The 22,290-nt window shown below is 50.0% G+C and carries 25 protein-coding genes and 1 pseudogene; 20 read left to right on the top strand and 6 right to left on the bottom strand.

Features of this window, described 5'->3' with window-relative positions; genetic code table 11:
* Positions 1–25: 25 nt before the first annotated feature.
* From ACHHV8_RS16490 to ACHHV8_RS16445, 10 genes and pseudogenes are all read left to right on the top strand, one after another.
* Entirely contained in the window at positions 26–796 is a 771-nt protein-coding gene (locus tag ACHHV8_RS16490) for a hypothetical protein (protein ID WP_395159714.1), read from the top strand.
* Positions 797–1,138: 342 nt separating this feature from the next.
* Positions 1,139–2,068, top strand: coding sequence for a hypothetical protein (locus ACHHV8_RS16485; protein ID WP_395159712.1), 930 nt, complete (start codon positions 1,139–1,141; stop codon positions 2,066–2,068).
* Between the two features lie 39 nt (positions 2,069–2,107).
* Positions 2,108–2,644, top strand: coding sequence for a DUF6282 family protein (locus tag ACHHV8_RS16480; RefSeq protein WP_395159710.1), 537 nt, complete (start codon positions 2,108–2,110; stop codon positions 2,642–2,644).
* On the top strand, positions 2,641–2,940 hold the full coding sequence (locus tag ACHHV8_RS16475) for a hypothetical protein (protein WP_395159708.1): 300 nt from the start codon (positions 2,641–2,643) through the stop codon (positions 2,938–2,940). The genes ACHHV8_RS16480 and ACHHV8_RS16475 overlap by 4 nt, the downstream gene beginning before the upstream one ends.
* Before the next feature lie 65 nt (positions 2,941–3,005).
* On the top strand, positions 3,006–4,412 hold the full coding sequence (locus ACHHV8_RS16470; RefSeq protein WP_395159706.1) for a hypothetical protein: 1,407 nt from the start codon (positions 3,006–3,008) through the stop codon (positions 4,410–4,412).
* Positions 4,413–4,623: 211 nt separating this feature from the next.
* Positions 4,624–5,178, top strand: a complete 555-nt coding sequence (locus tag ACHHV8_RS16465) for an MFS transporter (protein WP_395159704.1) — start codon at positions 4,624–4,626, stop codon at positions 5,176–5,178.
* Positions 5,166–5,687 (top strand): MFS transporter, encoded by a 522-nt coding sequence (locus tag ACHHV8_RS16460; RefSeq protein ID WP_395159702.1) that lies wholly within the window; start codon positions 5,166–5,168, stop codon positions 5,685–5,687. The genes ACHHV8_RS16465 and ACHHV8_RS16460 overlap by 13 nt, the downstream gene beginning before the upstream one ends.
* Positions 5,688–5,946: 259 nt before the next feature.
* A pseudogene (locus tag ACHHV8_RS16455) lies at positions 5,947–8,269 on the top strand (xanthine dehydrogenase family protein molybdopterin-binding subunit).
* Entirely contained in the window at positions 8,266–9,111 is an 846-nt protein-coding gene (locus ACHHV8_RS16450; RefSeq protein ID WP_395159700.1) for an FAD binding domain-containing protein, read from the top strand. The pseudogene ACHHV8_RS16455 and the gene ACHHV8_RS16450 overlap by 4 nt, the downstream one beginning before the upstream one ends.
* Entirely contained in the window at positions 9,108–9,578 is a 471-nt protein-coding gene (locus ACHHV8_RS16445) for a (2Fe-2S)-binding protein (protein WP_395159698.1), read from the top strand. Before ACHHV8_RS16450 ends, ACHHV8_RS16445 begins: the two co-directional genes overlap by 4 nt.
* A gap of 184 nt (positions 9,579–9,762) precedes the next feature.
* On the opposite strand, the gene ACHHV8_RS16440 is transcribed toward ACHHV8_RS16445, so the two are convergent.
* A complete protein-coding gene (locus ACHHV8_RS16440; protein ID WP_395159696.1) occupies positions 9,763–9,915 on the bottom strand; it encodes a hypothetical protein in 153 nt (50 codons plus the stop codon).
* 439 nt (positions 9,916–10,354) lie between these two features.
* On the opposite strand from ACHHV8_RS16440, the gene ACHHV8_RS16435 reads away from it, so the two are divergent.
* Positions 10,355–10,615, top strand: coding sequence for a hypothetical protein (locus ACHHV8_RS16435; RefSeq protein WP_395159694.1), 261 nt, complete (start codon positions 10,355–10,357; stop codon positions 10,613–10,615).
* Positions 10,616–10,970: 355 nt separating this feature from the next.
* On the top strand, positions 10,971–13,223 hold the full coding sequence (locus tag ACHHV8_RS16430; RefSeq protein ID WP_483874881.1) for a rhamnogalacturonan lyase: 2,253 nt from the start codon (positions 10,971–10,973) through the stop codon (positions 13,221–13,223).
* A gap of 113 nt (positions 13,224–13,336) precedes the next feature.
* Here the strand turns inward: ACHHV8_RS16430 and ACHHV8_RS16425 are convergent, their stop codons facing one another.
* Positions 13,337–14,137: a DUF2935 domain-containing protein gene (locus ACHHV8_RS16425; RefSeq protein WP_395159692.1), complete on the bottom strand. Its 801-nt coding sequence runs from the start codon at positions 14,135–14,137 to the stop codon at positions 13,337–13,339.
* Between the two features lie 260 nt (positions 14,138–14,397).
* On the opposite strand from ACHHV8_RS16425, the gene ACHHV8_RS16420 reads away from it, so the two are divergent.
* Positions 14,398–14,826 (top strand): hypothetical protein, encoded by a 429-nt coding sequence (locus ACHHV8_RS16420; RefSeq protein WP_395159690.1) that lies wholly within the window; start codon positions 14,398–14,400, stop codon positions 14,824–14,826.
* Entirely contained in the window at positions 14,727–15,626 is a 900-nt protein-coding gene (locus ACHHV8_RS16415) for a Ger(x)C family spore germination protein (RefSeq protein WP_395163537.1), read from the top strand. The genes ACHHV8_RS16420 and ACHHV8_RS16415 overlap by 100 nt, the downstream gene beginning before the upstream one ends.
* Positions 15,627–15,726: 100 nt before the next feature.
* On the opposite strand, the gene ACHHV8_RS16410 is transcribed toward ACHHV8_RS16415, so the two are convergent.
* A complete protein-coding gene (locus ACHHV8_RS16410; protein ID WP_395159688.1) occupies positions 15,727–15,945 on the bottom strand; it encodes a hypothetical protein in 219 nt (72 codons plus the stop codon).
* Positions 15,946–16,112: 167 nt separating this feature from the next.
* On the opposite strand from ACHHV8_RS16410, the gene ACHHV8_RS16405 reads away from it, so the two are divergent.
* The 4 genes from ACHHV8_RS16405 (at position 16,113) to ACHHV8_RS16390 (ending at position 19,236) form a co-directional block, all read left to right on the top strand.
* Entirely contained in the window at positions 16,113–17,531 is a 1,419-nt protein-coding gene (locus ACHHV8_RS16405; protein ID WP_395159686.1) for an SGNH/GDSL hydrolase family protein, read from the top strand.
* A gap of 196 nt (positions 17,532–17,727) precedes the next feature.
* A complete protein-coding gene (locus ACHHV8_RS16400; protein WP_395159684.1) occupies positions 17,728–18,144 on the top strand; it encodes a hypothetical protein in 417 nt (138 codons plus the stop codon).
* A gap of 166 nt (positions 18,145–18,310) precedes the next feature.
* Positions 18,311–18,826 carry a DUF6933 domain-containing protein gene (locus tag ACHHV8_RS16395; RefSeq protein WP_395159682.1) on the top strand — a complete coding sequence of 172 codons (516 nt, stop codon included), beginning with the start codon at positions 18,311–18,313 and terminating at the stop codon, positions 18,824–18,826.
* Between the two features lie 59 nt (positions 18,827–18,885).
* Positions 18,886–19,236, top strand: coding sequence for a VOC family protein (locus ACHHV8_RS16390; protein ID WP_395159680.1), 351 nt, complete (start codon positions 18,886–18,888; stop codon positions 19,234–19,236).
* Between the two features lie 124 nt (positions 19,237–19,360).
* Here ACHHV8_RS16390 and ACHHV8_RS16385 read toward each other — a convergent pair whose 3' ends face one another.
* Entirely contained in the window at positions 19,361–19,636 is a 276-nt protein-coding gene (locus tag ACHHV8_RS16385) for a hypothetical protein (protein WP_395159678.1), read from the bottom strand.
* Between the two features lie 112 nt (positions 19,637–19,748).
* Between ACHHV8_RS16385 and ACHHV8_RS16380 the strand changes: the two genes are divergently transcribed.
* The gene (locus ACHHV8_RS16380; RefSeq protein ID WP_395159676.1) at positions 19,749–20,114 is read left to right on the top strand and encodes a CBO0543 family protein; all 366 of its coding nucleotides are present in this window, start codon (positions 19,749–19,751) and stop codon (positions 20,112–20,114) included.
* A gap of 82 nt (positions 20,115–20,196) precedes the next feature.
* Here the strand turns inward: ACHHV8_RS16380 and ACHHV8_RS16375 are convergent, their stop codons facing one another.
* Both ACHHV8_RS16375 and ACHHV8_RS16370 read right to left on the bottom strand, forming a co-directional pair.
* Positions 20,197–20,667 carry a hypothetical protein gene (locus ACHHV8_RS16375; protein ID WP_395163536.1) on the bottom strand — a complete coding sequence of 157 codons (471 nt, stop codon included), beginning with the start codon at positions 20,665–20,667 and terminating at the stop codon, positions 20,197–20,199.
* Between the two features lie 8 nt (positions 20,668–20,675).
* Positions 20,676–21,467, bottom strand: coding sequence for a hypothetical protein (locus ACHHV8_RS16370; RefSeq protein ID WP_395159674.1), 792 nt, complete (start codon positions 21,465–21,467; stop codon positions 20,676–20,678).
* A 226-nt stretch (positions 21,468–21,693) separates the two neighbouring features.
* On the opposite strand from ACHHV8_RS16370, the gene ACHHV8_RS16365 reads away from it, so the two are divergent.
* Positions 21,694–22,089 (top strand): acyl-CoA thioesterase, encoded by a 396-nt coding sequence (locus ACHHV8_RS16365; protein ID WP_395163535.1) that lies wholly within the window; start codon positions 21,694–21,696, stop codon positions 22,087–22,089.
* Positions 22,090–22,290 lie beyond the last annotated feature (201 nt).

The following is a 22,290-nucleotide window of genomic DNA, read 5'->3' as shown; positions in this document are numbered from 1 at the left end:
CCGAGCAGATCAGGAGGAGTGCGACTTGTTTAATCTATCTATTGTCAAAATCGAAGCATTGAACGACATCCGGAAGCTTGTGGAAGCTTCAGGTGAAATCGGTGAGGTACTTAAGGACGCGATCGACCAGGAGCCGCATTTTTTCCTCATGGGGGATGCGACAGAAGCCGGATCGCACAACGAGCAGGCTTTGCTGGACTACAGCCGTACGGCTCTTACGAACGGAGCGGAGGATGAGCGTCTTGCCGCCAAGCTGGCGCTCGGACTCGGTCTGGCTGCATGGCGGGGGATCGATGAGCTGAAGCCGTTAAGCGCATTGGGGGAAAGAGCGCTGTATGCGGATGCTTTCTTGTACCGCTTGTATTATGTGACGAAGGGGGAAACGCCTCCGAAAGCCGGCTCGATCCGCGCCTTGTTTACTGCAATGCGGCAAAGAAATACGATTGAGCTGCATACGTTCGTAGCCAATACGTCTTCTGTCGATGAATGGATCGAGTTGATCAGTCAATGGGACCGGGATTTCGGACCGGCTGTCGAAGCATTCGCGGAAGCGGCGGCACGTCCCGATTTGGCGGAGCTGGTAGATGGCGGCAGCGAAGATGCTTCATTTTATTCCAATGAAGAACGACTGCTTCAACTGCTGGTTGAATTAAGAAAAGGCGGATCCGTCGAGGAGCAGGCTCTTCGCTCGGCTTTGAACGAGCCGTCTGCGAACCTGTACGGTCAAATCGTACGAAACGGATACAACCAATTACTGGAAATCAGTTCAAGTTTTAAAAGCCCGGTAAATAAATAATAACGGAACAGGTGAAATCGTTCTGAAAGGCGTAAGCGTTCGTTTTGTCTCCGGATTACAACGTAACCAAGGTATGTCAGGCTGTCGAGAAACCCGCCTTACAGTGAAAAGGAGCACAGACGCAGGGAGGCCACTGAAAAACTAGCGGAGCGTGCGGAATCGTTCTGTAGAAGCGAATGCGTTCGCCTTTGTCCTTGGATTTCAACCGCTGCAAGCGGTATATAATCAAAGAAATCCAGGGACAACAGCGATCGGAAGAATGTTCCGTACGCGGAGCGATGCCTTTTTCAGTGGCCTAACGGCAATTAAATCGGTTTAATCAATGGAGAGGAGCTCGAAACGATGTCAGAGAATATTACGCATTTTTCCTCAATGGAAGATTGCTTTAATTTCATGGAGGTCTCGCCGGATATATGTCCGGAATTCAAGAAAGCGGGTCGAATCAACTATAATTTGGCACGGCTTGCCAGCGTTACCCGCTATGGGGACAAATTTACCGCTCCCCTGATGGGCGAGCTGAGAGAAGCGTACCGGGCGGGAAAATTCGACGAAGCGCAGGAACGCAAGCTGACTTACGTGCTTGGCTGGTTATGCCACCGTGCCGCCGACCGCTGCATGAAGCCGGTATTCAGCTCCTTTGACGCCTCGACGCTTCGGCATGCCGAGAACATTGACTACTCGCCGTCCGAATGCAGCGTGTATAACGACGCTTTCATCTATCATTTGTATTATGCACGGGAAGAAGACGGCTTGTATCCTAAAACGGTATTCGAAGATTTGATGGACAGCGGTCCCGAGCATGAACGTTTTGATGTGCTGGCAACAAGAGAACTGAACCGGACGATGATTCAGAATTCTCTGCTGCCGATGCATCACCCTGGAGCGGTGAACGGAGATATCGATGCCTGGTTCGATTTCATTGAACGGAAAAGACAACGCTTCACCCTGGAGGTTGAGCGGTACCGAGATGCGATTCTGAATCCGGTTCCCGACAAGGTAGCCCGCTATATTACAGACGCGGAGTTTTATGACAAGGAAGAGCCGGTGCTGCAGCTGGCCGTGAATCTTCGTACCCAAGGCTCCGGCGTGCAGGGAGATGCCGTACGTTCGGCGTTTGAGGCGGAGCCGCACAGCAGCTATGCGCACATTTTGCATACAGGCTTCCGTTACCTGCTCGCCGCCAGCGAGTTCTTCAAGGGAGATATGAGCGTTGAAGAGCTGAAGGACCGATTCGATATCGGGAAGCTGGGACGCGACGGGCAGCCTGCCTAATCATTCGTCTATAGGGCGGAATAAAGGACGGACGCTGAGATGAATAAAGTAGATCTGCATGGAATCATTGATATGCATGTCCATTCGGCGCCGGATGTCAAGCCGCGTTCCCATGACGACTTTCAGCTAGCCGAGCAGGCGGTCAAGCTGGGGGCGCGGGCCATTGTCATTAAATCCCATTTGGTGCCTACCATGGACAGGGCGAAGCTGGTCGGACAGAAGCACCCCGAGGTGCGGCTGTTCGGCAGCGTTACCTTGAACCCTTCGGTCGGGGGCATTAATCCCCATGCGGTGGAAGCGGCATTGCAGCTGGGGGCCAAGACGGTGTGGCTGCCTACGATTTATTCAACCAGGCACCGGCAGCTGGAGGGGAAGAGCGGAGGCGTGGAAGCGGTCGAGAACGGCCGCCCGGTTCCGCTGCTGAAGGATGTGCTGAAGCTTGTTGCGGAGCACAAGGCGATCCTCGGCACCGGCCATATTTCGCCTGAGGATATTGTTGTCGTAGTGGATGAAGCACGGAAGCAGGGGTCCGCAAAATCGTCGTCACACATCCCGAATCGTATGCGGTCGGCATGACGCTGGAGCAGCAGCATTCGCTGCTAGAGCAGTACGGCGTCTTGTTTGAACGCGTCTATGCGCAGCCGGCGGGCAAGGGAACGTTTAAGACGAATTTGGCCGTCAATCTGCACGCTATACGGGAGTTAGGGCATGAGTCCACGATTATGGCAACGGATGGAGGACAGCCTGAGCTGCCATCCTGGAGCGAGATGCTGGCCGAATACGTTCAATATTTATACGATCACGGTATCAGCTCAGAGGCGATCGACTGGATGTCCAAAACGAGTCCGGCCCGGCTGCTGGACTTGGAGTAGAGTGCGAGCGAGCTTTATGTTCGCATGATTTACGATTCATATTCTGAAAGCAAGGGGGAACAACTATGACAGACCGGTTTGTAGGCATTCAGCTAGGCCCGCAAAGCATTTATGACGAAGGCGTCGATCACTGCCTGGATATTATTCAGGAGCAGGGGGGCGTCAATACGATCATCGTCTCCACCCATTCCTACTATGGGGCGCACGGCCGCTCCTTCAAGGCTTTGGCGCAGGATCATGGAGTTCCATTGCCGGATGAGCGCACCCGGAACACGACCAAGGTATGGATTAACCACCATGAGGAATATTTCGGCGGCACGTTTCTCAGGCATAAGAGGGACCCGGCCACGGAATTATACGCGGACCGCGATGTGCTTGAGGACTTGACCGGTCCGGTTCGCGAGCGGGGGATGAAGCTCTACGCCCGTATTCTTGAGCCGCATCAGCGCCGGCCGGTCGATTTCATCGATAATTGGCCGAAAATTATGTCCATCGACGTGTACGGCCGCATTTACCCGAATACATGCTTCAATAACCCGGATTACAACAATTTCTGGCTTTCTACCGTAGAGGATATGTTCAAAAGCTACCCGCTGCTGGACGGCCTGCAATACGGCTCTGAGCGCTCGGGTCCGCTTTCGCGTGTCCTGCTGCACGGCGAAGTGCCGAGCTGCTTCTGCGAGCACTGCTGCGCCCGTGCCCGGACCAAGGGAATCAACCCGGAGAAGGCGATTGAGGGCTACCGGAAGCTGTACGAGTACATCACCGGATTGAAGAATAAAACGGTCAACCCGACCGACGGCGTGTTCGTCACGCTGATGCGGCTTCTGCTGAAATATCCGGAAATTCTCGCTTGGGAATACGATACTTACGTTTCCAGGGAGGAGCAGACCAAGCGGCTCTATGGCACGGTGAAGGCGATCAAGCCCGACGCGCAGTTCGGCATTCACGTCGATCATCAGCAGAGCACGTACGACTTGTTCCAGCTGGCTGAGATCGAGTATGCGGAAATGGCGAATTACTGCGATTTTATCAAACCGATCGCTTATCACGATATCGCTGCCCCTCGGGTGCGCAGATGGCTGCTGGACAGTGTTCATTCATCGTTCCTGCAGGAGCTTCCGCTGGAAAACCTGTTGTCCGGCTTCTACGATATAATGGGACTGGACAAGAACAAGGAGCCTAAGCTGGATGAGATGGATACGACGGGCTTCACCGAGGACTATGTGTACAGGCTGACCAAGCGGCTGGTCACGGACGTTGGCGGCAAGGTTCCGATCTATCCCGGCATCGGATTCGATATTTTATGGAATTCGGATAACTTCCCGGCAAAACCGGACGCCGTATACAAAGCTGTTCACAAAGCGTTCGAAGCGGGAGCGGGGGGCATCGTGCTGTCCCGCGATTATTCCGAGATGCGGATGGCGAACATTCAAGCGGTCGGCCGTGCGCTGAAAGATTTGAACCGATAATTTAGAAAGCTATGACATCCAAGTAACCGGCTGCTCGGCCTAGAGCAGCCGGTTATTTTCGTGAGGATCGATACCGTTGTATAGCCGGAAACGAACCTTTGTGCTGTGGGTCAGGCCCATTCGCCGTTTTTCGGAATATATTGAAATACAGCATGGAAACACGTCACGGAATTGCGCTGCGGAAATGTACCACGGGATGCCGGGAGGGGCTATGACAGGACAAGGAAGACTACGCTTGATCGTCGGCTGGATCACCTTATTTCTCATAGGAACCGATTTATTCGTTGTTTCCCCATTGCTCCCTGTCCTCTCGCAGGAGTACGAGGTCAGCTCCGCGGCTGCCGGATGGATGGTAACGGTATTCTCGGTGACCTATGCTGCGGCGGCTCCTGTATTCGGCTGGCTGTCGGACCGGAGCGGACGGCGATTGCTCATTACGGTCGGGTTACTGCTGTTCGCCATCTCGAACATCGCTACGGCTTATGCGCCTGCATTCTCATGGTTAATTGCAAGCCGCATGCTGGCGGGGCTGGCCGTTGCTTCAATAACTCCATTGATTTATACAAGCATCGGAGACACGGCGCCTCCGGACCGCAGAGGAGCATGGCTCTCCGTTGCCGTTTCGGGCCATCTGACAGCCTTATGCGCGGGCGCGCCTCTCGGAACCTGGCTGGAACATTTTTTCGGGTGGCGTTCGGTATTCCTGGTTATGGCTATGACCGGGGCCGTCTTGATGTTATGGAACAGCCGGGCATGGACCAAGTGAAGACGCGGAGCTTGCCGCAGAGCCCGCTGCAGGGCAATGTACCGGCAATGCTGGGCAGCGTATGCGTCACAGCCCTGTGGGCAATTGCTATGTATGCTCTTTACGTTTATTTGGGTGCAGCGCTCTATTACGCCAATCGGTTCACGGCATCGGACATTGCGTTAGCCATTGCTTTTTACGGCATTGGCGCCGTTATGGGCAGCCTTCTAAGCGGTCAGCTGACCGACAAGCTTGGCGCGCGAAGCTTGTCGAATACCGCACTGCTCGGTTTAACGATTATTCTTATAGGCTTAGGGAGCTTTTTCTCTGCGGGCGGCTGGGTTTATATATTTCTTTTTTTATGGGCATTGGTCGGCTATGCCGGTTTTACATCCTATCAAGCCCGGTTGGCGGAGGCATTTCCGAAGACCAGAGGTATGATAATGGCATGGAACAACACCGCCTTATATATAGGCATCACGGCCGGGTCCATAATCGGCGGGTATAGGACAACAAGATTAGCTATATGATGTAGAAAGAAGCCTGGTTTAAAGCGGGCCGCCGAAAAACTAGCGGAGAGTACGGAATTGTTCTGCAGAAACCAAAGTGTTTGCGTTTGTCCCTGGATTTCAACCGCTAAAAGCGGAATATAATCAAAGAAATAAAAGGGACAACAGCGATTGGAACAAGGTTCCGCACTCGCAGCGATGACTTTTATCAGCAGCCTCGTGTAAGGGAAGGTTTAAACCAGGAAAGCTTCGTTGAAACGGCAGGGGAGGCGTATGAAGATTGGAGACAGTCGGAAAGGCCATTCCGAGAGTTGAGTCGAGAGATAAAGTGTCCGGATTCGCCAAGTACACGAACGATACCCAATCCCCGCGTCATTTGCACGGCTGGCTGGTGACCAGCCCTTATGCGCATGCCCGGATTGTATCAATCGATACCTCCAAAGCACTGGAAGTCACCGGCGTGCAGACGGTGCTCACCGGAGAGGATTTTCCGGTGCTTACCGGCACCGTTCTTGCCGACCGGCCGCCCATTGCCGTCAAGAAGGTGCGCTATTTCGGCGAACCGTTCGCCGTGGTGGTGGCGGAGACGGAGCAGATAGCCAAGCGGGCGGCCGAGCTGATCCGCGCCGAATTCGTGCAGCTGCCTGTCGTGAATTCGCCGAGCAGCGCTCTGCGCCCGGGAGCGCCTCTGATCCACGAGGAGCTGGCGGACTACAAAAAGTATGGCGATGTCTTTCCCGTTGCGGGCACGAATATCGGCAGCCATGTCAAAATTCGAAAGGGCGATATGGCGGCTGGCTGGGCCGCAAGCGAGGTGGTCGTGGAAGACACCTACGCTTTTCATTCATCCGATCACTGCGCGATGGAACCGCGTTGCTCCATTGCCGAGGCCATGCCAAGCGGAATGGTAAATATACAAACCTCCACGCAAAGCCCGTATGTCATTAAACGGCTGTTTCAGCGTTTTTTTCAGGTCGACTCTTCTCATGTGCTTGTTCACGTGCCTTTCGTAGGAGGAGGCTTCGGCGGGAAGGGCTCGGTACAGCTGGAGTACATAGCTTATCTCGCCTCCAAGGCGTGCGGCGGCCGGCCGGTCAAGATTAATAACACCCGTGAATCGGATATGATCGGTTCGCCCTGCCACATCGGGCTCGAAGCCAAGGTCAAGCTGGGGGCTACCCGGGACGGGAAGCTGACTGCAGCGCAGATCACGTACCTGTTCGACACGGGCGGTTATACGGACGAGGGAGCCACCGTTACCCAAGCGGCGGCTGTGGATTGTACGGGACCCTACCGGATTGACCATGTTTGGTGCGACGCTCTGTGCGTCTATACGAACCATCCTTATGCTACGGCTTTCCGCGGATTCGGACATACGGAAGCGTTGCATTGTATGGAACGCGCGATGGATCTGCTGGCCAAGAAGCTTGCGATGGACCCGTTGGACTTCCGGCTTCGCAACGCGATCAAGCCCGGTGACACGACGCCGACACAAGCTCCGCTGAACAGCAGCAATATAGGCGATTTGGAGCAATGCATCGTTAAATTAAAGCGGCTCATCCGTTGGGACGAGGGGAGGAGGATTGAGGACTAACCGGCATAAGGTGAGGGCCAAAGGCATAGCCTGTGTCTGGAAAACCGCCGGCTCTGCGATAGATACCGGCTCCGGCGCAACAATTACGTTTAATGACAACGGTACCCTGAATCTCAGCGTAGGATCGGTGGAGATCGGTCAGGGCAACCGCACCGTCATGACGCAGCTTCTTGCCGAACGGATGAAGCTGCCCGTCGCGCAGATCCATATCAAAATGGATGTCGATACGCAGATTACTCCGGAGCATTGGAGAACGGTAGCGAGCAGCAGCACGATGATGGTCGGCCGGGCCGTACTGGATGCGGCGGATGATGCCATCCTGCAGCTTAAGCGGAACGCGGCCCTTGTGTTCAGCTGCTCTCCGGAACAGCTTGAAGTCGCGCACGGGAAAGTTTATATGAAGGCTGATCCGGGTCGAAGCCTGGAGATTCGCGAGGTCGCGGCCGGTTATACGAACCCGGACGGCAGCGCGACAGGCGAGCCGGTTATAGGTCGCGGGCGCTACCGGGTTCATCAAGTCACCTCGCTGGACCCCGAGACGGGCAAGGGGATTCCCGGCCAGCAGTGGACGGTCGGCGCGCAGGCGGTGGAAGTCGAATTCGATACCCGGGAATGCACATACCGCGTGCTTAAAGTGGCGTCCGTATTTGACGCGGGGAAAGTTATTAACGAAGGAACGGCCCGAGGCCAAGTCATCGGAGGCATGAACATGGGACTCAGCTTCGCTACCCGGGAGGCCTTTTTGTTCAATGATGAAGGCATCGTGCTGAATCCCCAGCTGCGTTCTTACAAAATTACCCGGTACGGGGAAGTGCCGGAGTACTTGGCGGAGTTTGTGGAAACGCCTTTCCTGGATGGCCCCTACGGCGCACGCGGCGTTGGAGAGCATGGAACGATCGGCATGCCGCCGGCGCTGGCTAATGCGTTATCTGTGGCGGCAGGCGTTGAGCTGAACCGGCTGCCGCTGACTCCGGAGCTCATCTGGCGGTATACGGGAGGGGGACGATGATCTCATTCGATTTCGAATATTACAAGCCGTCCACGGCCGATGAAGCGGTTCGTCTTTTCCGGCAGGCGGATGCGGACGGGAAAGGTGCCCTGTACTATTCCGGAGGTACGGAAATTATTTCGATGGCTCGGTTGAATCAGCTGCGGACCGGGGCTGTCATCGATATCAAGGGCATACCGGAATGCAATGTGATGGAGCTGCGAGAGGAGCAGCTGGTGCTGGGTTCCGCCCTTACGCTGACGGCGCTCTCCGAGAGGAATGTGTTTCCTTTGCTCGGGGAGACGGTTCGGGGGCTCGCGAGCCATACGAATCGTAACAAAATTACGCTGGGAGGCAACCTGTGCGGAAAATTCATTTACCGCGAGGCGCTGCTTCCCTTCCTGCTGGCCGACGGCGAGGCCGTATTGACCGGTCCGAGCGGAAGGCGGCGTCTTCCTCTTCATCAGATATTGAACGGTGAGCCCCGGTTGCAGAGAGGCGAGCTGCTGGTACAGGTTATGTGCGGCAGCCGTTACCTTCAGATGCCTTTCGTCACGATAAAAAAGACGAAGCTGGAAAAAATCGATTACCCGATCGTCCGGATCGCGGGTCTCCGGTCCGAGGGAGGCGTCCGAATGGCGTTCAGCGGTGTCAGTGCCGTGCCGTTTCGGTCGGGAAGGCTGGAGGAGGTACTAAACGACGGCTCGTTTTCGCTGGAGGAGCGCATCGAGCGGGCCATACGACTGTGGCCTGTCCCCATTCTGAATGACACCTTAAGTTCATCGGCTTACAGGACATTCGTGCTGCGCAATACGTTAGCGGATGCGATGACCATGCTGGAACGGAGGGGGAATGCGCTTTGAGCGGAACGGTCAGAGGCGAGGCGGAGCTGCGGGTTAACGGGAAGCGGCACAATGTCACGATCCGTTCAGCAGATACGCTGCTCCGTGTGCTTCGCGAGCAGCTGGGGCTCACGGGAGCGAAGGCCGGCTGCGAGAACGGTGACTGCGGCGCCTGCACGGTCATCGTAGACGGAGCTCCGGTTAAATCTTGTTTAATGCTCGCGGTGGAGGGACAGGAAAGCACGATCACTACGATCGAAGGTTTGGGCGGAGATACGCCGATACAGAAGGCGTTTTTAGAGAAATTCGCGTTTCAATGCGGGTTTTGTACACCGGGATTTATTATGGTGTGCCACGCTTTAGCTCATCATAGTCCGCAGGCGGACGAAGAGGTGATCCAGGAGTGGCTGCAATCCAATATATGCCGCTGTACCAGCTATGCGGAGATTCAAGCGGCGGTTCGGTCTGTCATACCGCCTCGCGAATAATTATATAAAGCGAAGGTGACGTAAATTCCGCTGATGATTTCCATAAAAGCGGCAGCTGTCCGCAGCAAAACGGCCATGCCCCTCCTGAGAAGGGATCATGGCCGTTTGGTTGTTGTATGAATAGCTTCCCTGTTCATCATAGGGACGGAAGGATGCTGTATTTTCTTGCTGTATGAGTAACGGATTAGTTCCATCCTTTGGGCTTTGTCTTCGGCTTCGTTCTCTTTATTTTCATCAGGAACGAACGCTTTTTCTTCTCGTCCATCATTTTATGGATTTGCTCCATGACATGCTTCAAACGGTTCTCCAAATCTTCTTTCACTACATCTTTAATCATAGCTGTTTTCCTTACCAAAGAGAATTCGCAGGGACAAGTAAATAACGGCAATAAGAAAAAATAAACCTATTCCATTCCAAATACCTAGTGCCATAGAATCACTTCCTATAATTTGTTTAATGAGTCTATTATACTATATAACCTAGGTATTTGTCGAATATTGATGTTAAAATTGGGTTAAAAGAATTATTTTTGTAAGAAAACCGCCATAGAATGTAGAAAGCTGGCGAATTTACCCGGCAGGCCGGAGCGGTTTCAGGACCGCAGGTCTATTTTGTGAGGATAACCCATTGGGCAAAGCATATTAAGGCTGATTTACACCCCTTCCCTGAGCGGTTATACTATCGCGCCGGCCAGTCCTAGGATTCGAATGTTCCTATTCTTTTTCTCTCCTAAACTACATATATATAATTACTTCATCCGGAAAGGAATGGATAGGATGACTCCTTTTGAAAGATTCACAGCAGATGGGATAGAAGCCATTCGTCATGAGCTTGAAGACGTAAGCGAGTTTGCAATTCTCCATAAGGAAGATCATGAGCTGATCTCTATAATCGACAATCTTGCCAGGATTGCAGCCATGTTTGCGGATGTGAAAGCGCAGGAGCTGAAGGGAAAGGTCAACATTGTGGACCCGGAAGGGTATATTCATACTAAGCTTGCTTCGATTCAAGATATAATGAATAATTATGCGAAATAAACGGGCAGCTGATGCGGCCAGCTTGTACGAAGATGCAGGCAGGCTGGAAGCAGGGTCCCTTGTGAGTTCTAAGTTTACCTACTTTTCACACCATCGCTCTGATTCCGGATCAACCGGAGGGCGATTTTTTTGTTTGAATAGGACAAAAGCTTCGCATCTGCATGGGGAGCGTAGCACAAATTTCCTTCGGGTTATCCCTGGCTTGTGTATTTTTTTTCCGAACTAGTACTTTTTTTATCTTTGGCCATCCTTTGCGGCGAAAAAATCTCCTATTGATGGAAAATGTTGGATGGAATACATTGGTGGAGTCGCAGCGGCATCGCGGCATATTCCTAATCCAAGGAGGCACCAATTGATGCAGAATGAATGGAAATGGAAGCAGTACATGAAGAAATCGGGCTTATGCCTGCTCGGCTCTCTTCAGATCGCAGCCTTGAGTATTCCTTTGCAAGCGGCTGCGGCAGAGCCCGCATCTATCACGGCCGGAGCGCCGCATGAAAAGCGGCAGATGGAATATTTGGACCGGGGACTCGTTGCTGTCAAAACCGGTGACGGCGTCTTCGTCAGCTGGCGGCTGCTTGGTACGGAGCCGTCGGATATTTCGTTCAACCTGTACCGGGACGGTAAGAAGGTAAATAAAAACCCTATTACAACCAGTACGAACTATTTGGATCCAGCCGGTAAGGAGCGGAGCACCTATACCGTTCGGGCGATCGTCAAAGGCAAGGAGCGGCCGAACTCGGAAAAGGCGAAGGTTTGGGGCGGCTCCTATCTGGATGTACCGCTGCAGAAACCGGCTGACGGGGTGAATCCCGACGGTTCAACTTACACTTACAGCGCGAACGATGCCAGCGTCGGGGATGTGGACGGCGATGGCCAATATGAGATTATATTGAAGTGGGATCCTTCCAACTCCAAGGACAATTCCCTAAGCGGTGTTACGGGTGAAGTGTTTGTGGATGCGTATAAGCTGGACGGCTCCTTTCTGTGGAGAATTTCACTCGGGCGCAATGTTCGCGCGGGGGCGCATTACACCCAATTTATGGTCTATGATTTGGACGGCGACGGAAAGGCCGAAGTAGCGATGCGAACGGCGGACGGCGCAATCGATGGAAAAGGGAAGGTGATCGGGGACCCGGACGCCGACTACCGGAATAGTGCCGGTTATGTGCTGTCCGGTCCGGAATATTTGTCCCTGTTTGAAGGCGCGACAGGCAAAGAGCTGCTGTCGGTTCCGTTTGAGCCTGCGAGGGGAGCCGTAACGGATTGGGGGGACAATTACGGAAACCGGGTTGACCGCTTTCTGGCTACTATCGCCTATCTGGACGGCAACAGACCGAGTTTGGTCATGGCACGCGGCTATTACGCCAAAACCACGCTGGTCGCCTACAACTGGCGGGACGGTCAGTTGACCAAGCTGTGGGACTTCGATAGTAACGGCAACCCGTTATATGAAGCTCAAGGGAACCATAACTTGACGGCCATTGATGTGGACGGCGACGGCAAGGATGAAATCGTGTACGGCGCCATGACCTTCGACGATAACGGACAAGTGCTGTACAGCACCGGTCTGGGACATGGAGATGCGCTGCATGTAGGGGATCTCGATCCGAACCGGCCAGGTCTGGAGGTGTTCAAGGTTATGGAGCATAAAGACGCTCCTTACGGCGCCGCGGTCTGGGATGCCGCTACAGGCCAGACGATCTGGGGCGTATACACAGGCAAAGATACGGGCCGCGGCATGTCCGCCGATATCGACCCGAGGTATAAAGGCGAAGAGCAGTGGGCGGCCGGCGGAGTAGGACTTTATACCGTCAAAGGTGAAAAGCTCAGCAGCACTACGCCATCGTCAACGAACTTCGGCATCTGGTGGGACGGAGATCTGCTTCGCGAGCTGCTGGACCATAACTACGATGCGGCTATCGCTGCGGGTTCAGGCAAGATTGACAAGTGGGATTATGTCAATGGGACCACAGTCAACTTATTGACGGCCGACGGAACGTTGTCCAACAATACAACGAAAGGCAATCCGAGCCTGCAGGCCGATATTTTGGGAGACTGGCGCGAGGAAGCCATCTGGAGAACGACGGATAGCAGCGCATTGCGTATCTATACGACAACAGCCATCACGGAGCACAAGCTGCCGACATTAATGCACGATCCGGTGTACCGGCTTGACGTAGCATGGCAGAACGTAGCTTATAATCAGCCGCCTCACACGAGCTATTATTTGGGCGAAGGGATGACGCAGCCACCGGCACCGGATATTTATGTAACCTATCCAGCCAAGGTGAAAGTTTCTCCCGGCACGCTGAATACGAAAAGCAGCGGTGGGGATCGTTCCGTCACGGTGCAAGTGGATCTGCCGAATTATCCGGATACGAAGGCGGTGGGACTGACCTCGGTTTCCATGAGCGTATATGGCGGTTCCTCCATACAAGGCGGACAAATAAAAGGAGACAGCAGGAAAGGGTACACGGTCAAATTCGACCGGGACGAGCTCATTCATGCTCTCTCGGGTCAATCCGGGGACGTCGATGTTACCGTTACCGGCCGTTTGGAGGATGGAAACCAATTGAGCGGCAGCGACCGCATAAAAGTAAAGTAGGTTAAGCTGAAGAGGAGGAACAGGGCGGATTTAGCCTGTTCCTCCTTTTTTAAAAGTACAGTGAGTTAAGAGGCAGCAATTGGATCCGGGACCGCGTCATTCCGCGCCGTGTCTCAGCTTTCCACCCGGGGCGCGGCTGGATTACAGTCGGGTGCGGAAATTTCTTCGGATTGCGCAAGTTTTTTCAAATAATAGCATTCCTCTCTGTACATATGATCCGGAATGAGCGGATTCAGGCTGCTGATCAGCTCTTCGCTCAAATCGAGCTGCTCCACCTCTTTGAGAAAAGCCATAAACAACGCCATCTCGAGATGAATATCCCGATGAAACCGGATAAACGACGGGTATTGCTGTCTCATCGTGCGCATATAACCGGCCAGCTCGATCGCCTTCAAATAGAAATCACTGAAATGCCGCTCGAACCCTCTGCTCTTCTCAATCAGCCTTCTTTCGACGAAATCCAGCTCGGTGGAGATAGCTGAAGAATGAAACGCCGCATCGGATAACCATAGAAGATCATGGTGAAGCGGGGGATAGTTCGGCACGGGTCTTCCGGCCAGAAGCGCATCCAGAATGCGGACATATTCTTCCAGTTCATTAACCATATGGTTCAGGAACGACGGAGTGATGCCGATTTTAACGGCTCCCAGGAGGGATCGGTCCAGTAAATTCAGCTTATAGGCGCGAAGACGGACGGTTGCCTGATACGCCTCCTGATTTAACTCCGACAGCTGGGAGGGATGAAGCGATCCGCGGGATTGTTCGAGCAGCGTATCGAATTGTTGAATGAATTGCTCCGATAGTTCAATATCCTTTTTCTCGGACGGATACAGCGTATTATGGATAAACCGGGCATGGTCTCCCAAAATTTGCAGCCAAAACTGATGCTCGAATTGCGCTTCCTGGTCCGGCAAGGCAAACAGCTCCTTCTTGGGTTATATCCTCCAATGTATGAGAAGCGTCTAGGGGCTATTCCTGTACGGATATGCTAGCTGAGCTTTTCGCACAACGAGCGAAAGGCGGTTTGGCGTGCGGAAATTGTTGAATACGTTATACAGAAGTGCGGAAAAATAAGCCAGGGCTGACCGCGCCGTCTTTCGGCTCCCAGCTCTGCTTGCTTCGCGCAATGCAGAATCTGCCAATGCAACCTTGGCGGGAAAAAGGGGTGAGATGCATGAATCTCATAAGGCAAAAAACATTGGCTGTAGTTCTCATGCTTTTGTTAGTCTCACCGCTGCTTTCCGGCTGCTGGGATCAATTGGAGATTGATGAGAGAGGAATTGTTCTTGGGATCGGCATAGACAAAAGCGACCATACGCTGGCAAAACCGGAAGATGTGATCAATCACCCCAGCGGTAAAGTTTTACATATTACAAAGGTGGGCCTGATTAAAATTTCCGTACAAATTGCCGTTCCGGGACGCATCCCGCTCGGGCCCGGAGAGGGTGGAGGCGGCGGAGGAGGGGGAAAACGGTATGGATCGTCGAGGCTGAGGGTTATTCGATTGCCGATGCGCTCACCAATCTCCAGCAGCGCATTTCACGCCCGCTTTTTTTCGGCCATCTCCGCATTATTGTTATTTCTGAAACCGTTGCAAGATTAGGAATTGAAGATATGAATGATTATTTCCGCCGCAATCCGGAAGTGAGAAGGACGAATTGGATGGTGATTTGCAAGGGTAAAGCCTCCGATGTCATCCGTGCTTCCCCTCAGCTGGAGCGCTTTCCAACGCTGTATTTGGTCACGACGATGGAGCAGTCGGTCAAAATGGGACGTCTTCCGAACGATTCTCTGGGCATCTTCTGGAGCGCCGTATCGTCTAAAGGGAAAGCCGGCTACCTGCCTTACATTGAATTAATGAAGAATGACAATGTCCAAATCAGCGGGCTGGGATTGTTTACAAAAAATAAGCTGGTTGCAATTACAACGACCAAACAAATCATCTATTATATGGGAATAGTTGGTGTGAAAAAAGGGGGAGGAGAGGGATACGTTAAGCCGGAAGGCATAAATAATTACTTCATGTTTCAAAGCCGGACGAGAAAATCCCGTTTTGATGTCACGTTACGCAATGGCGAGCCGCGTGTCCGCGTAAGAACGACGATTGAAGGCAATTTGCTCAGTAAAAGCAGGAGAGCCATCCCAATTAACCGGGAAGTCATTGATGCCATAGAGAAGCAGATTGAGAAGCAGGACATTAAGAGGTACAAGGAGCTTATTTCGATGACGCAGACGGCCGGAGCCGATATCTTCGGATTCGGCGAGTATATTCGGGCGCGGTTACCGGAGTATTGGAATGAGCATATTCAGACCTCGGATCATTGGATTGAACAGTATGGCAAGCTTCATGTCGATGTTGAGTTAGATGTACATATCCGCCGTGTGGGGATGAAAGCCACCTGATATGAGTGAACTTATCGCAGCGCTCAAATTTTCCGGGAATGGAGAGGGGGAATGGCTTGACATCCCCCCCTACGCAAACCGATCGATCAAGTCGTTCTCGTTATTTATACTTGTTTTCGCTTGAAGACTTATGCTTGGTAGCTTCTTTGTCCGCCTCTTCCCGAACCTGCAAATTTAAATCTTCAACAGGGATCGGATCGACGGTTTGCTCGCTTTTGAATTTATCGAAAAGACTTTCTTTCTCCGTAGGATACTGCTCGGGATGGTCGCGGCTGCCTTTACGCTTAACCTGGTCGCTGTCCTTTTCAAATTCATTCATATCTATCACCTGCCTCTGATGTTTCCAACCATTTACCCATTTGAGAGGCATATCAACCAGCAGGCTGCAGCAGGTGCAGATGCCGCGGCGGCCCGCTATCCAACTTCGCTCGTTTGGGTAATAATATACCGACAAACCTAGATTAGCAGGAAAGAGGGGAAGAACAGGTGAACAAATTTGCATGTATCGCGAGCCTATGTCTAGCTGCTTCTGTTCCGGTTCTGTTTACTCCAGCCGCAGCGGGGGCTGCTGCCGCACCTTCTATTCAATCTTTTTATGAGGGCTCTAAAGCCGGTAAAGTCATCGATTTAGTAGGAGACAGTACGACGGAGGCGGCACCGGCGCTGTATGAACGTATAACCCGCCAGTATGCCGCTTCCGGCGGTCCGCTTGAAGGTGCGGTCGTACATAATCTGGGGACAAGCGGGAATACGCTGCATAATTTTGTGAACGACGTCTCGGCCAATGGAAATACGCTTAGCAAAGCGATTCAAGAAGACGCCGATCTCTATATCCTCTCCTACGGAATCAACGATATCAGGGGAGGGGAGGATACGGCGGGAAGCAGCCCGGAGCAAATCAAGAGCGATCTTAAGCTTGCGGTGGACAAGCTGCTGAAGGAGACCCGCGGGGCGGTGCTGCTGCGGACGCCGAATCCTTTTCTAAGCAAGAATTTATCCAAAACGATTTATTTAACCCCTATTGAAAATGCCCAGCTTTATTCCGACCAGCTGTGGGAAGTGTATGACAGCTTCGAGGGCTATGATGACCGGGTTGATGTGCTGGATATCCCGAATCTCGTATTCGGGCGAAAATCGATGCCGGAGCATCCGTTAATGAACGATATTCTGCACCCTAATGATGACGGATACCGGGCGATTGCCGATGCCCTTGTCGACCGAATCACCGGGAAAACGAAGCCTCGCGAGGTTCAGGCGGAATCCTTTACTCAGCTGCGTCAAGTGAGCAAGACGATCACCACTCTGAAAGACGAGCGGCTGTATGATGAGATGCCTGGCGGATTAGAAGGGGACGACCCCAAACCCCGCGCCGTTATTACTCCCCAGACTCTGCAGGTCACCGCACAAAAAGGCGAATTTTATAAAGTCAAAACATGGCTTGGCGACAAATGGATCAACCCGGTCGGCGGCGCTTTGGAAACCGTCCCCGGCATGAGCGCAGAAACGCTGCAGCTGAAGGCGGACACTTATGCGTTCGATAATCCTTACACTGCGAATACGGGCCAAGACGCCGGGTTCTTTCTGTCGCCGCAGTCGGTACAGGTGCTTGCCCGCTGGCACGGTTTTCCTTATTGGAAGAACGAGTGGTTTTATTATATTAAGACCGTAGCAGGACCCAAATGGATCAATGAACGTTATGCGCTGCCTTCCGATGTGAAACCGATACAGGAAACGGTAGAACTCAATACCGTGACGGAGTTGAAAAAATACCCATGGGAGGATGCTTATACACTCGGAAGCATCACACCGCAGAAGGTATCGGCTTTCGAAAAGGGAAACGGCTGGTATCACATCCGTTCCTGGGCCGGAGACGCCTGGATTCATTCACCGTCGATACATGATTAACAAAATTTAAGAATTTGTGCCGTGTAGGCTTTACACCTTCTGTCTATAATACAAATAAATAAGCAGCGAGCTTAATTTACCTTGGACCGAAGCTGCGATACCACAGTAAACACCCGACATAAAAGCGGCAGAACGCGTATAATTTCATAGAAAAGTTGGGAAGGAAATGGGAAGAAGCAGGCGGATTGAAGTTGTATTGTGGAGCATTGCCTTTCCGGGTTTCGGGCAAATTCTGAATGGGAAGCTGGTCAAAGGCTTTATACTTGTTAGCTTGGAATTCATCGTTAACCTGCAGTCCAACCTGAATCAGGTGATTATTTCAAGCTTTCGCGGGGATATTACGCAAGCTGTGGCTGAATCGGAGTATAAATGGCTGATGTTTTACCCGTGTCTCTACATGTTCGGCATTTGGGATGCCTATAAAGATGCGGCAGAGATTACGAAGCCTTATGCGGCCGTGCCCGCCGTCGGCGGAGCTTACTTTGGCACGATCGGTGTTATTTATTCGCAGAATTTATGGGGAGCCGTATGGTTGGGACTCTCGGGGATGTTCGTTGGGTTAGGTATCGGTGTAGCCGTAAAATCGATATTAAATACCCGATTCAACAACTGAACGATTGATTTTACAAGGCCTTCCGTTGGAAGGTCTATTTGTTATTTCAGTTAAAAGAAATCCCGTGGAGTAATGGGGGTGCGGCGGGTAAAATATAATATATCCACTTTTTAATATATTGCTATAATAGAAAGGAGGTTTAACCTGAAAAGAGATGAGGCGGTTTATGCTGGTAATCCGGGGAACTAAAAAATTATTAATAGATATGAAGATGGAAAAAGCCGTAGGAAAAATAGATATATCTGATTCATTTTTCAGCTGGCATGCAAATCTTGTCATGGTGAATAGAAGAAAGCATGTTATCTTTATGAATGATTTATCAAGATTGAGTATAACCATGTCTGGAATAAGAAGTACACAATATAAAAATCTTAAGGATCTCTTTTTGAAAGATTTAAATGATTTTTTGATTAGTGAAGATACTGATAAGGCTATGATTCATGAATATATAAATAATTGTGAAAATGTTGTAGTAACTACTACCAATAATAGAAGCGTTATCAGCACAATGAATGATGTGGTTTTGATCATGCAGGAAGCAAGGACCGAGTTTGAAAATCTACTTGAACTAAATAAATGGAATAATACTATCATCTACAAGCCGATCAATTATGCGAGACCGCTGGAGTTTTTTAAAGCTGAGCTTAAAAGCAGATATTCAACAGCTCCCGAGATCAAATAAAGTCCTATTCGGCTGCCATTCCTTAATTAGCAGACCAACAAAATCAGGAGGCTGTGACCATGAACCCGATATTAAATCAAATCGGTACGGTATTTATCCCTGTAAGCCATATCGAAAAAGCGCGCGATTGGTATTGCGACCTGCTGGGTCTTCCCGCTGATGGGGAAATATTATTCGGACACTTGTATGTCCTGCCTATGAATGGAACCGGGATCGTATTGGATAGCAGAATTTATGCAGAGGATCATGTTTATAGAGTTCCGGCATTTCATCTGAATACGAACGATATTGAGAAGGCTTATGAGTTTATGAAGTCAAAACAAGTAAACATCACCTCACAGATAGAGCATAGCCAATGGTTTCATTTTAAAGACCCTGATGGCAATCAGTTGATGATATGCCAATGCTAAAGAACACTCGAAGACTCTACTCTTTGGGACTTTTTAACACGAAAAAATTCGTAAAGGAAGGTATGCCCATCAAGAGAAAATGCCCTGTCCGCATGTGTTGAGACAGGGCAGAGGCTGCATGAATCTAATTCGGAAGTTTCGCACTTTCAGAGCTTAAAGAATAAATGAAAGTCTTTTCCAACGGAACAAGGTAGGAACGTTCCCCTTGCTGGTGAATGTAATATTCGTCTTTTGCAGTAACGGTCACTTTTTGTCTGGATTCGCCGTCCAGGTAATTGATATCCTTGTGAAGAAAAATGGAGCCCTTATTAATGGCAAGAAACAACCTGATTTCCCGCAAGGTATAGGAATGATCCGGTAGCAGTTCTTTTGGGATTTCGTTATATCGGTAGACAACCATCTAGCACACCTCCTATTCGATCATCTTATTCGGCCAGCGTGTAGAGTAGAAGCCTTGAAACGCATGGATATTGAAAAACAGAGCAAAATATTTATAAGAAGGAGTGGTGTCGATGGGGAGGAAGAAGAAGGAAATAGCTTTTTTACATGCTTTATTAGTACTTTCGATTGGTACATTATCCGTTATAATGAAGCGTGAATCCAAAAAGGATTGGCTGTTTGCGTATTTCTTTAATGGGATTACCAATATAGCACTAGATAAACTGGTAACGAAGAACTTTATTACTTACCCAACACGTATGCTGCCGAAAATATTTAATATTCATATTTTATATGACATTGTTCTTTATCCGACTGTGACCGTCATTTACAACCAAATGACAAACAAAAACAGACTAGCAGCTATCTTATATAAAGTATGTTTCTTCAAATGGAAAATGGTTGGACTTGGTATCATACGTTTCTCAGCGTCAGCTTGAAATCCTTGATTACAAGGAGTACAGCTGAGGTGTTCAGAAATTTTAGAAGAAAGATAAACCGGGCGAAGCTGAGATCCTAAATTTATTGAACTGCATATTGAATTTTTGCCGTGCCTAGAGCAAAGTGATGCCAAAGAATATTTTCCACCATATCACTTTGTGTTTCTTCGCAATCAACGATTAAAATAACTTCTGAATTTTTTCCGCGCCGGAGACGTTGATTTTTCTTAACGAATTTATAATAGTACAAGTCTATAATAAACCCTAAAATAAAGCCTCCTCCGGTCCCAATAAGCCCCCAATAAATGGGTCCCCATTCTAATCTAAAGCCAATACTTGCTCCAACAACGGAAAAAGCAGTTCCTAAAGCCGTCCCTGTACTGATAAGTGAAATTCCATCTGCATTATGTATGCTATCGAATAACCTTCGCTCCGTTTTCCGGTTCGTTAATGGAATAGCAAAAATATTTTCTTTATGTATTCCGTTTTTCTCTAAATAGCTAATAGCCAATTCCAAATTTGCTGAATGCTCGAAGGTGGAAAAAACTTGCACCATGTAATCTAATCCACCACCTTTCCTTTTTTTATACTAAAGTTAGGATGTTGAAATTGTTTTATCAGGAAAGCTCTTTGTTCCCAATTATACAACTTATTGTTTTCCACCGTGTTCATATAGGAATCGTAAACAGCAAACCCCCACATAGAAGGCATATAGAGGAGCCATTGTTTATCAAGTACGAATGTTGCTTGTTGTATGTTTCCAAGGAAAAGTAATTGTACAGCTATGAGTGCCTTTGAGAAGTATAAGAAAATTATGGTCCAGATTAGTGAAAAAAATGCGCTTAAGACGCGATGAATATGCAATTGTCCCAGCCCGGGCATAAACAGAGACCAAAGCACGGACATTTCCGGCTTACGTTTGTCCAAATAGTTAATTTCAAGTGCCCCGATACTGAAAGAATTAAAAGGTGCATCTTCTCTTTCTGCCAATAAAGCAACTTTATTCATATCGATACATGTACGGTAACTATCCCAAATGCCAAAAATATAAACCGGTATGTACATCAGCATCCATCTAGTGTCCAAAGATTCTTTTGCCAGTTCAATATTACCGCAAAAAGAATGTACCATCGCTAAATTGATTTTAGCATGGTAATTTACAACTACTTCCCATATGAACAATACCAATCCACGTAAATATTTACTTAACAACAGATGGCCGAAACCTGGGAAAGCTGCTGACCACCATGCGATTATATATGGATTGCGCAGGTGAAATTGAGTTGTGCCAGCGGTGCTGACATAGGCTTTGTAACGACGAAATTTGTTTTCTATGTTATTGAAATTATCCATAAAATAATACGTCCTTTGTGCTTGATAATATAGTACATTATATTGTTCCAATTATATGTAAATATATACTAAATAAGGAATTGTGTGCATGCGGGATAGTGATTGAACATGCCGCTATGTATGTTTCGATTGAACTGTTTCAACAAAAATTATGAGCCATAAATGTATGGAAGTGTATGGTACAATGGAAACAAACAAGCTTAAGTTTATTGAAGGGGAGAGCGTTGTGGAAGTGACATTGGATATCGTGGTCCGGTCGACGGAAATTGACGTGAATGGACATGTGAATAATGCCAAATATTTGGAATATTTTGAGTGGGGCCGCGAGGAATGGTATGATCAGTCGGGTCTCAGCTACGATGTATTAAGCGCGTTAGGCGTACAGACCGTGACCGTCAATATTAACATTAATTATCGGAAGGAATGCAGGCAGGGTGATCGGCTGACCATTCGTTCCCGTCCGGTGAAAGCGGGAAGAACCAGCTTTGTTCTGCAGCAGGAGCTTTATAATCAAGCCGGAGAGCTGTGTGCCGACGCGCAGGTAACGAGTGTAACCATTGATATCGCATCGCGCACAAGCCATCCGATCCCGGAAGCTCTGCGAAATGCCTTGGAAGGCTGATACGTGAAGCGTCTTAACAATCCATAGACAGCCTTTATCAGATGGACAGCCTGGACATGGGTTCCTCTGATAAAGGTTATTTTTCATTCCTAATTTGTCATGTCCCTATGTTAAACCGATTGTTGTTCCTTGACGGGTAGCGATTGTTTGCTTTTATAGCGCCTTTGAAAAGGAATAATGTGGTAAAATAGGTTAATGAAT

The sequence above is a fragment of the Paenibacillus sp. TAB_01 genome (genome assembly GCF_043945595.1).
Lineage (GTDB): Bacteria > Bacillota > Bacilli > Paenibacillales > NBRC-103111 > Paenibacillus_S.
The sequence above is the reverse complement of the archived record's forward strand: the minus strand, read 5'-3'. Positions and strand labels throughout refer to the sequence as shown.

Excerpts from the sequence above, each read along its gene's own strand:
- ACHHV8_RS16485 (WP_395159712.1), top strand. The coding sequence starts at position 1,139 with ATGTCAGAGAATATTACGCATTTTTCCTCAATGGAAGATTGCTTTAAT.
- ACHHV8_RS16480 (WP_395159710.1), top strand. The coding sequence starts at position 2,108 with ATGAATAAAGTAGATCTGCATGGAATCATTGATATGCATGTCCATTCG.
- ACHHV8_RS16475 (WP_395159708.1), top strand. The coding sequence starts at position 2,641 with ATGACGCTGGAGCAGCAGCATTCGCTGCTAGAGCAGTACGGCGTCTTG.
- ACHHV8_RS16470 (WP_395159706.1), top strand. The coding sequence starts at position 3,006 with ATGACAGACCGGTTTGTAGGCATTCAGCTAGGCCCGCAAAGCATTTAT.
- ACHHV8_RS16465 (WP_395159704.1), top strand. The coding sequence starts at position 4,624 with ATGACAGGACAAGGAAGACTACGCTTGATCGTCGGCTGGATCACCTTA.
- ACHHV8_RS16460 (WP_395159702.1), top strand. The coding sequence starts at position 5,166 with ATGGACCAAGTGAAGACGCGGAGCTTGCCGCAGAGCCCGCTGCAGGGC.
- ACHHV8_RS16450 (WP_395159700.1), top strand. The coding sequence starts at position 8,266 with ATGATCTCATTCGATTTCGAATATTACAAGCCGTCCACGGCCGATGAA.
- ACHHV8_RS16440 (WP_395159696.1), bottom strand. The coding sequence starts at position 9,915 with ATGATTAAAGATGTAGTGAAAGAAGATTTGGAGAACCGTTTGAAGCAT.
- ACHHV8_RS16435 (WP_395159694.1), top strand. The coding sequence starts at position 10,355 with ATGACTCCTTTTGAAAGATTCACAGCAGATGGGATAGAAGCCATTCGT.
- ACHHV8_RS16430 (WP_483874881.1), top strand. The coding sequence starts at position 10,971 with ATGCAGAATGAATGGAAATGGAAGCAGTACATGAAGAAATCGGGCTTA.
- ACHHV8_RS16420 (WP_395159690.1), top strand. The coding sequence starts at position 14,398 with ATGAATCTCATAAGGCAAAAAACATTGGCTGTAGTTCTCATGCTTTTG.
- ACHHV8_RS16410 (WP_395159688.1), bottom strand. The coding sequence starts at position 15,945 with ATGAATGAATTTGAAAAGGACAGCGACCAGGTTAAGCGTAAAGGCAGC.
- ACHHV8_RS16395 (WP_395159682.1), top strand. The coding sequence starts at position 18,311 with ATGCTGGTAATCCGGGGAACTAAAAAATTATTAATAGATATGAAGATG.
- ACHHV8_RS16390 (WP_395159680.1), top strand. The coding sequence starts at position 18,886 with ATGAACCCGATATTAAATCAAATCGGTACGGTATTTATCCCTGTAAGC.
- ACHHV8_RS16385 (WP_395159678.1), bottom strand. The coding sequence starts at position 19,636 with ATGGTTGTCTACCGATATAACGAAATCCCAAAAGAACTGCTACCGGAT.
- ACHHV8_RS16380 (WP_395159676.1), top strand. The coding sequence starts at position 19,749 with ATGGGGAGGAAGAAGAAGGAAATAGCTTTTTTACATGCTTTATTAGTA.
- ACHHV8_RS16370 (WP_395159674.1), bottom strand. The coding sequence starts at position 21,467 with ATGGATAATTTCAATAACATAGAAAACAAATTTCGTCGTTACAAAGCC.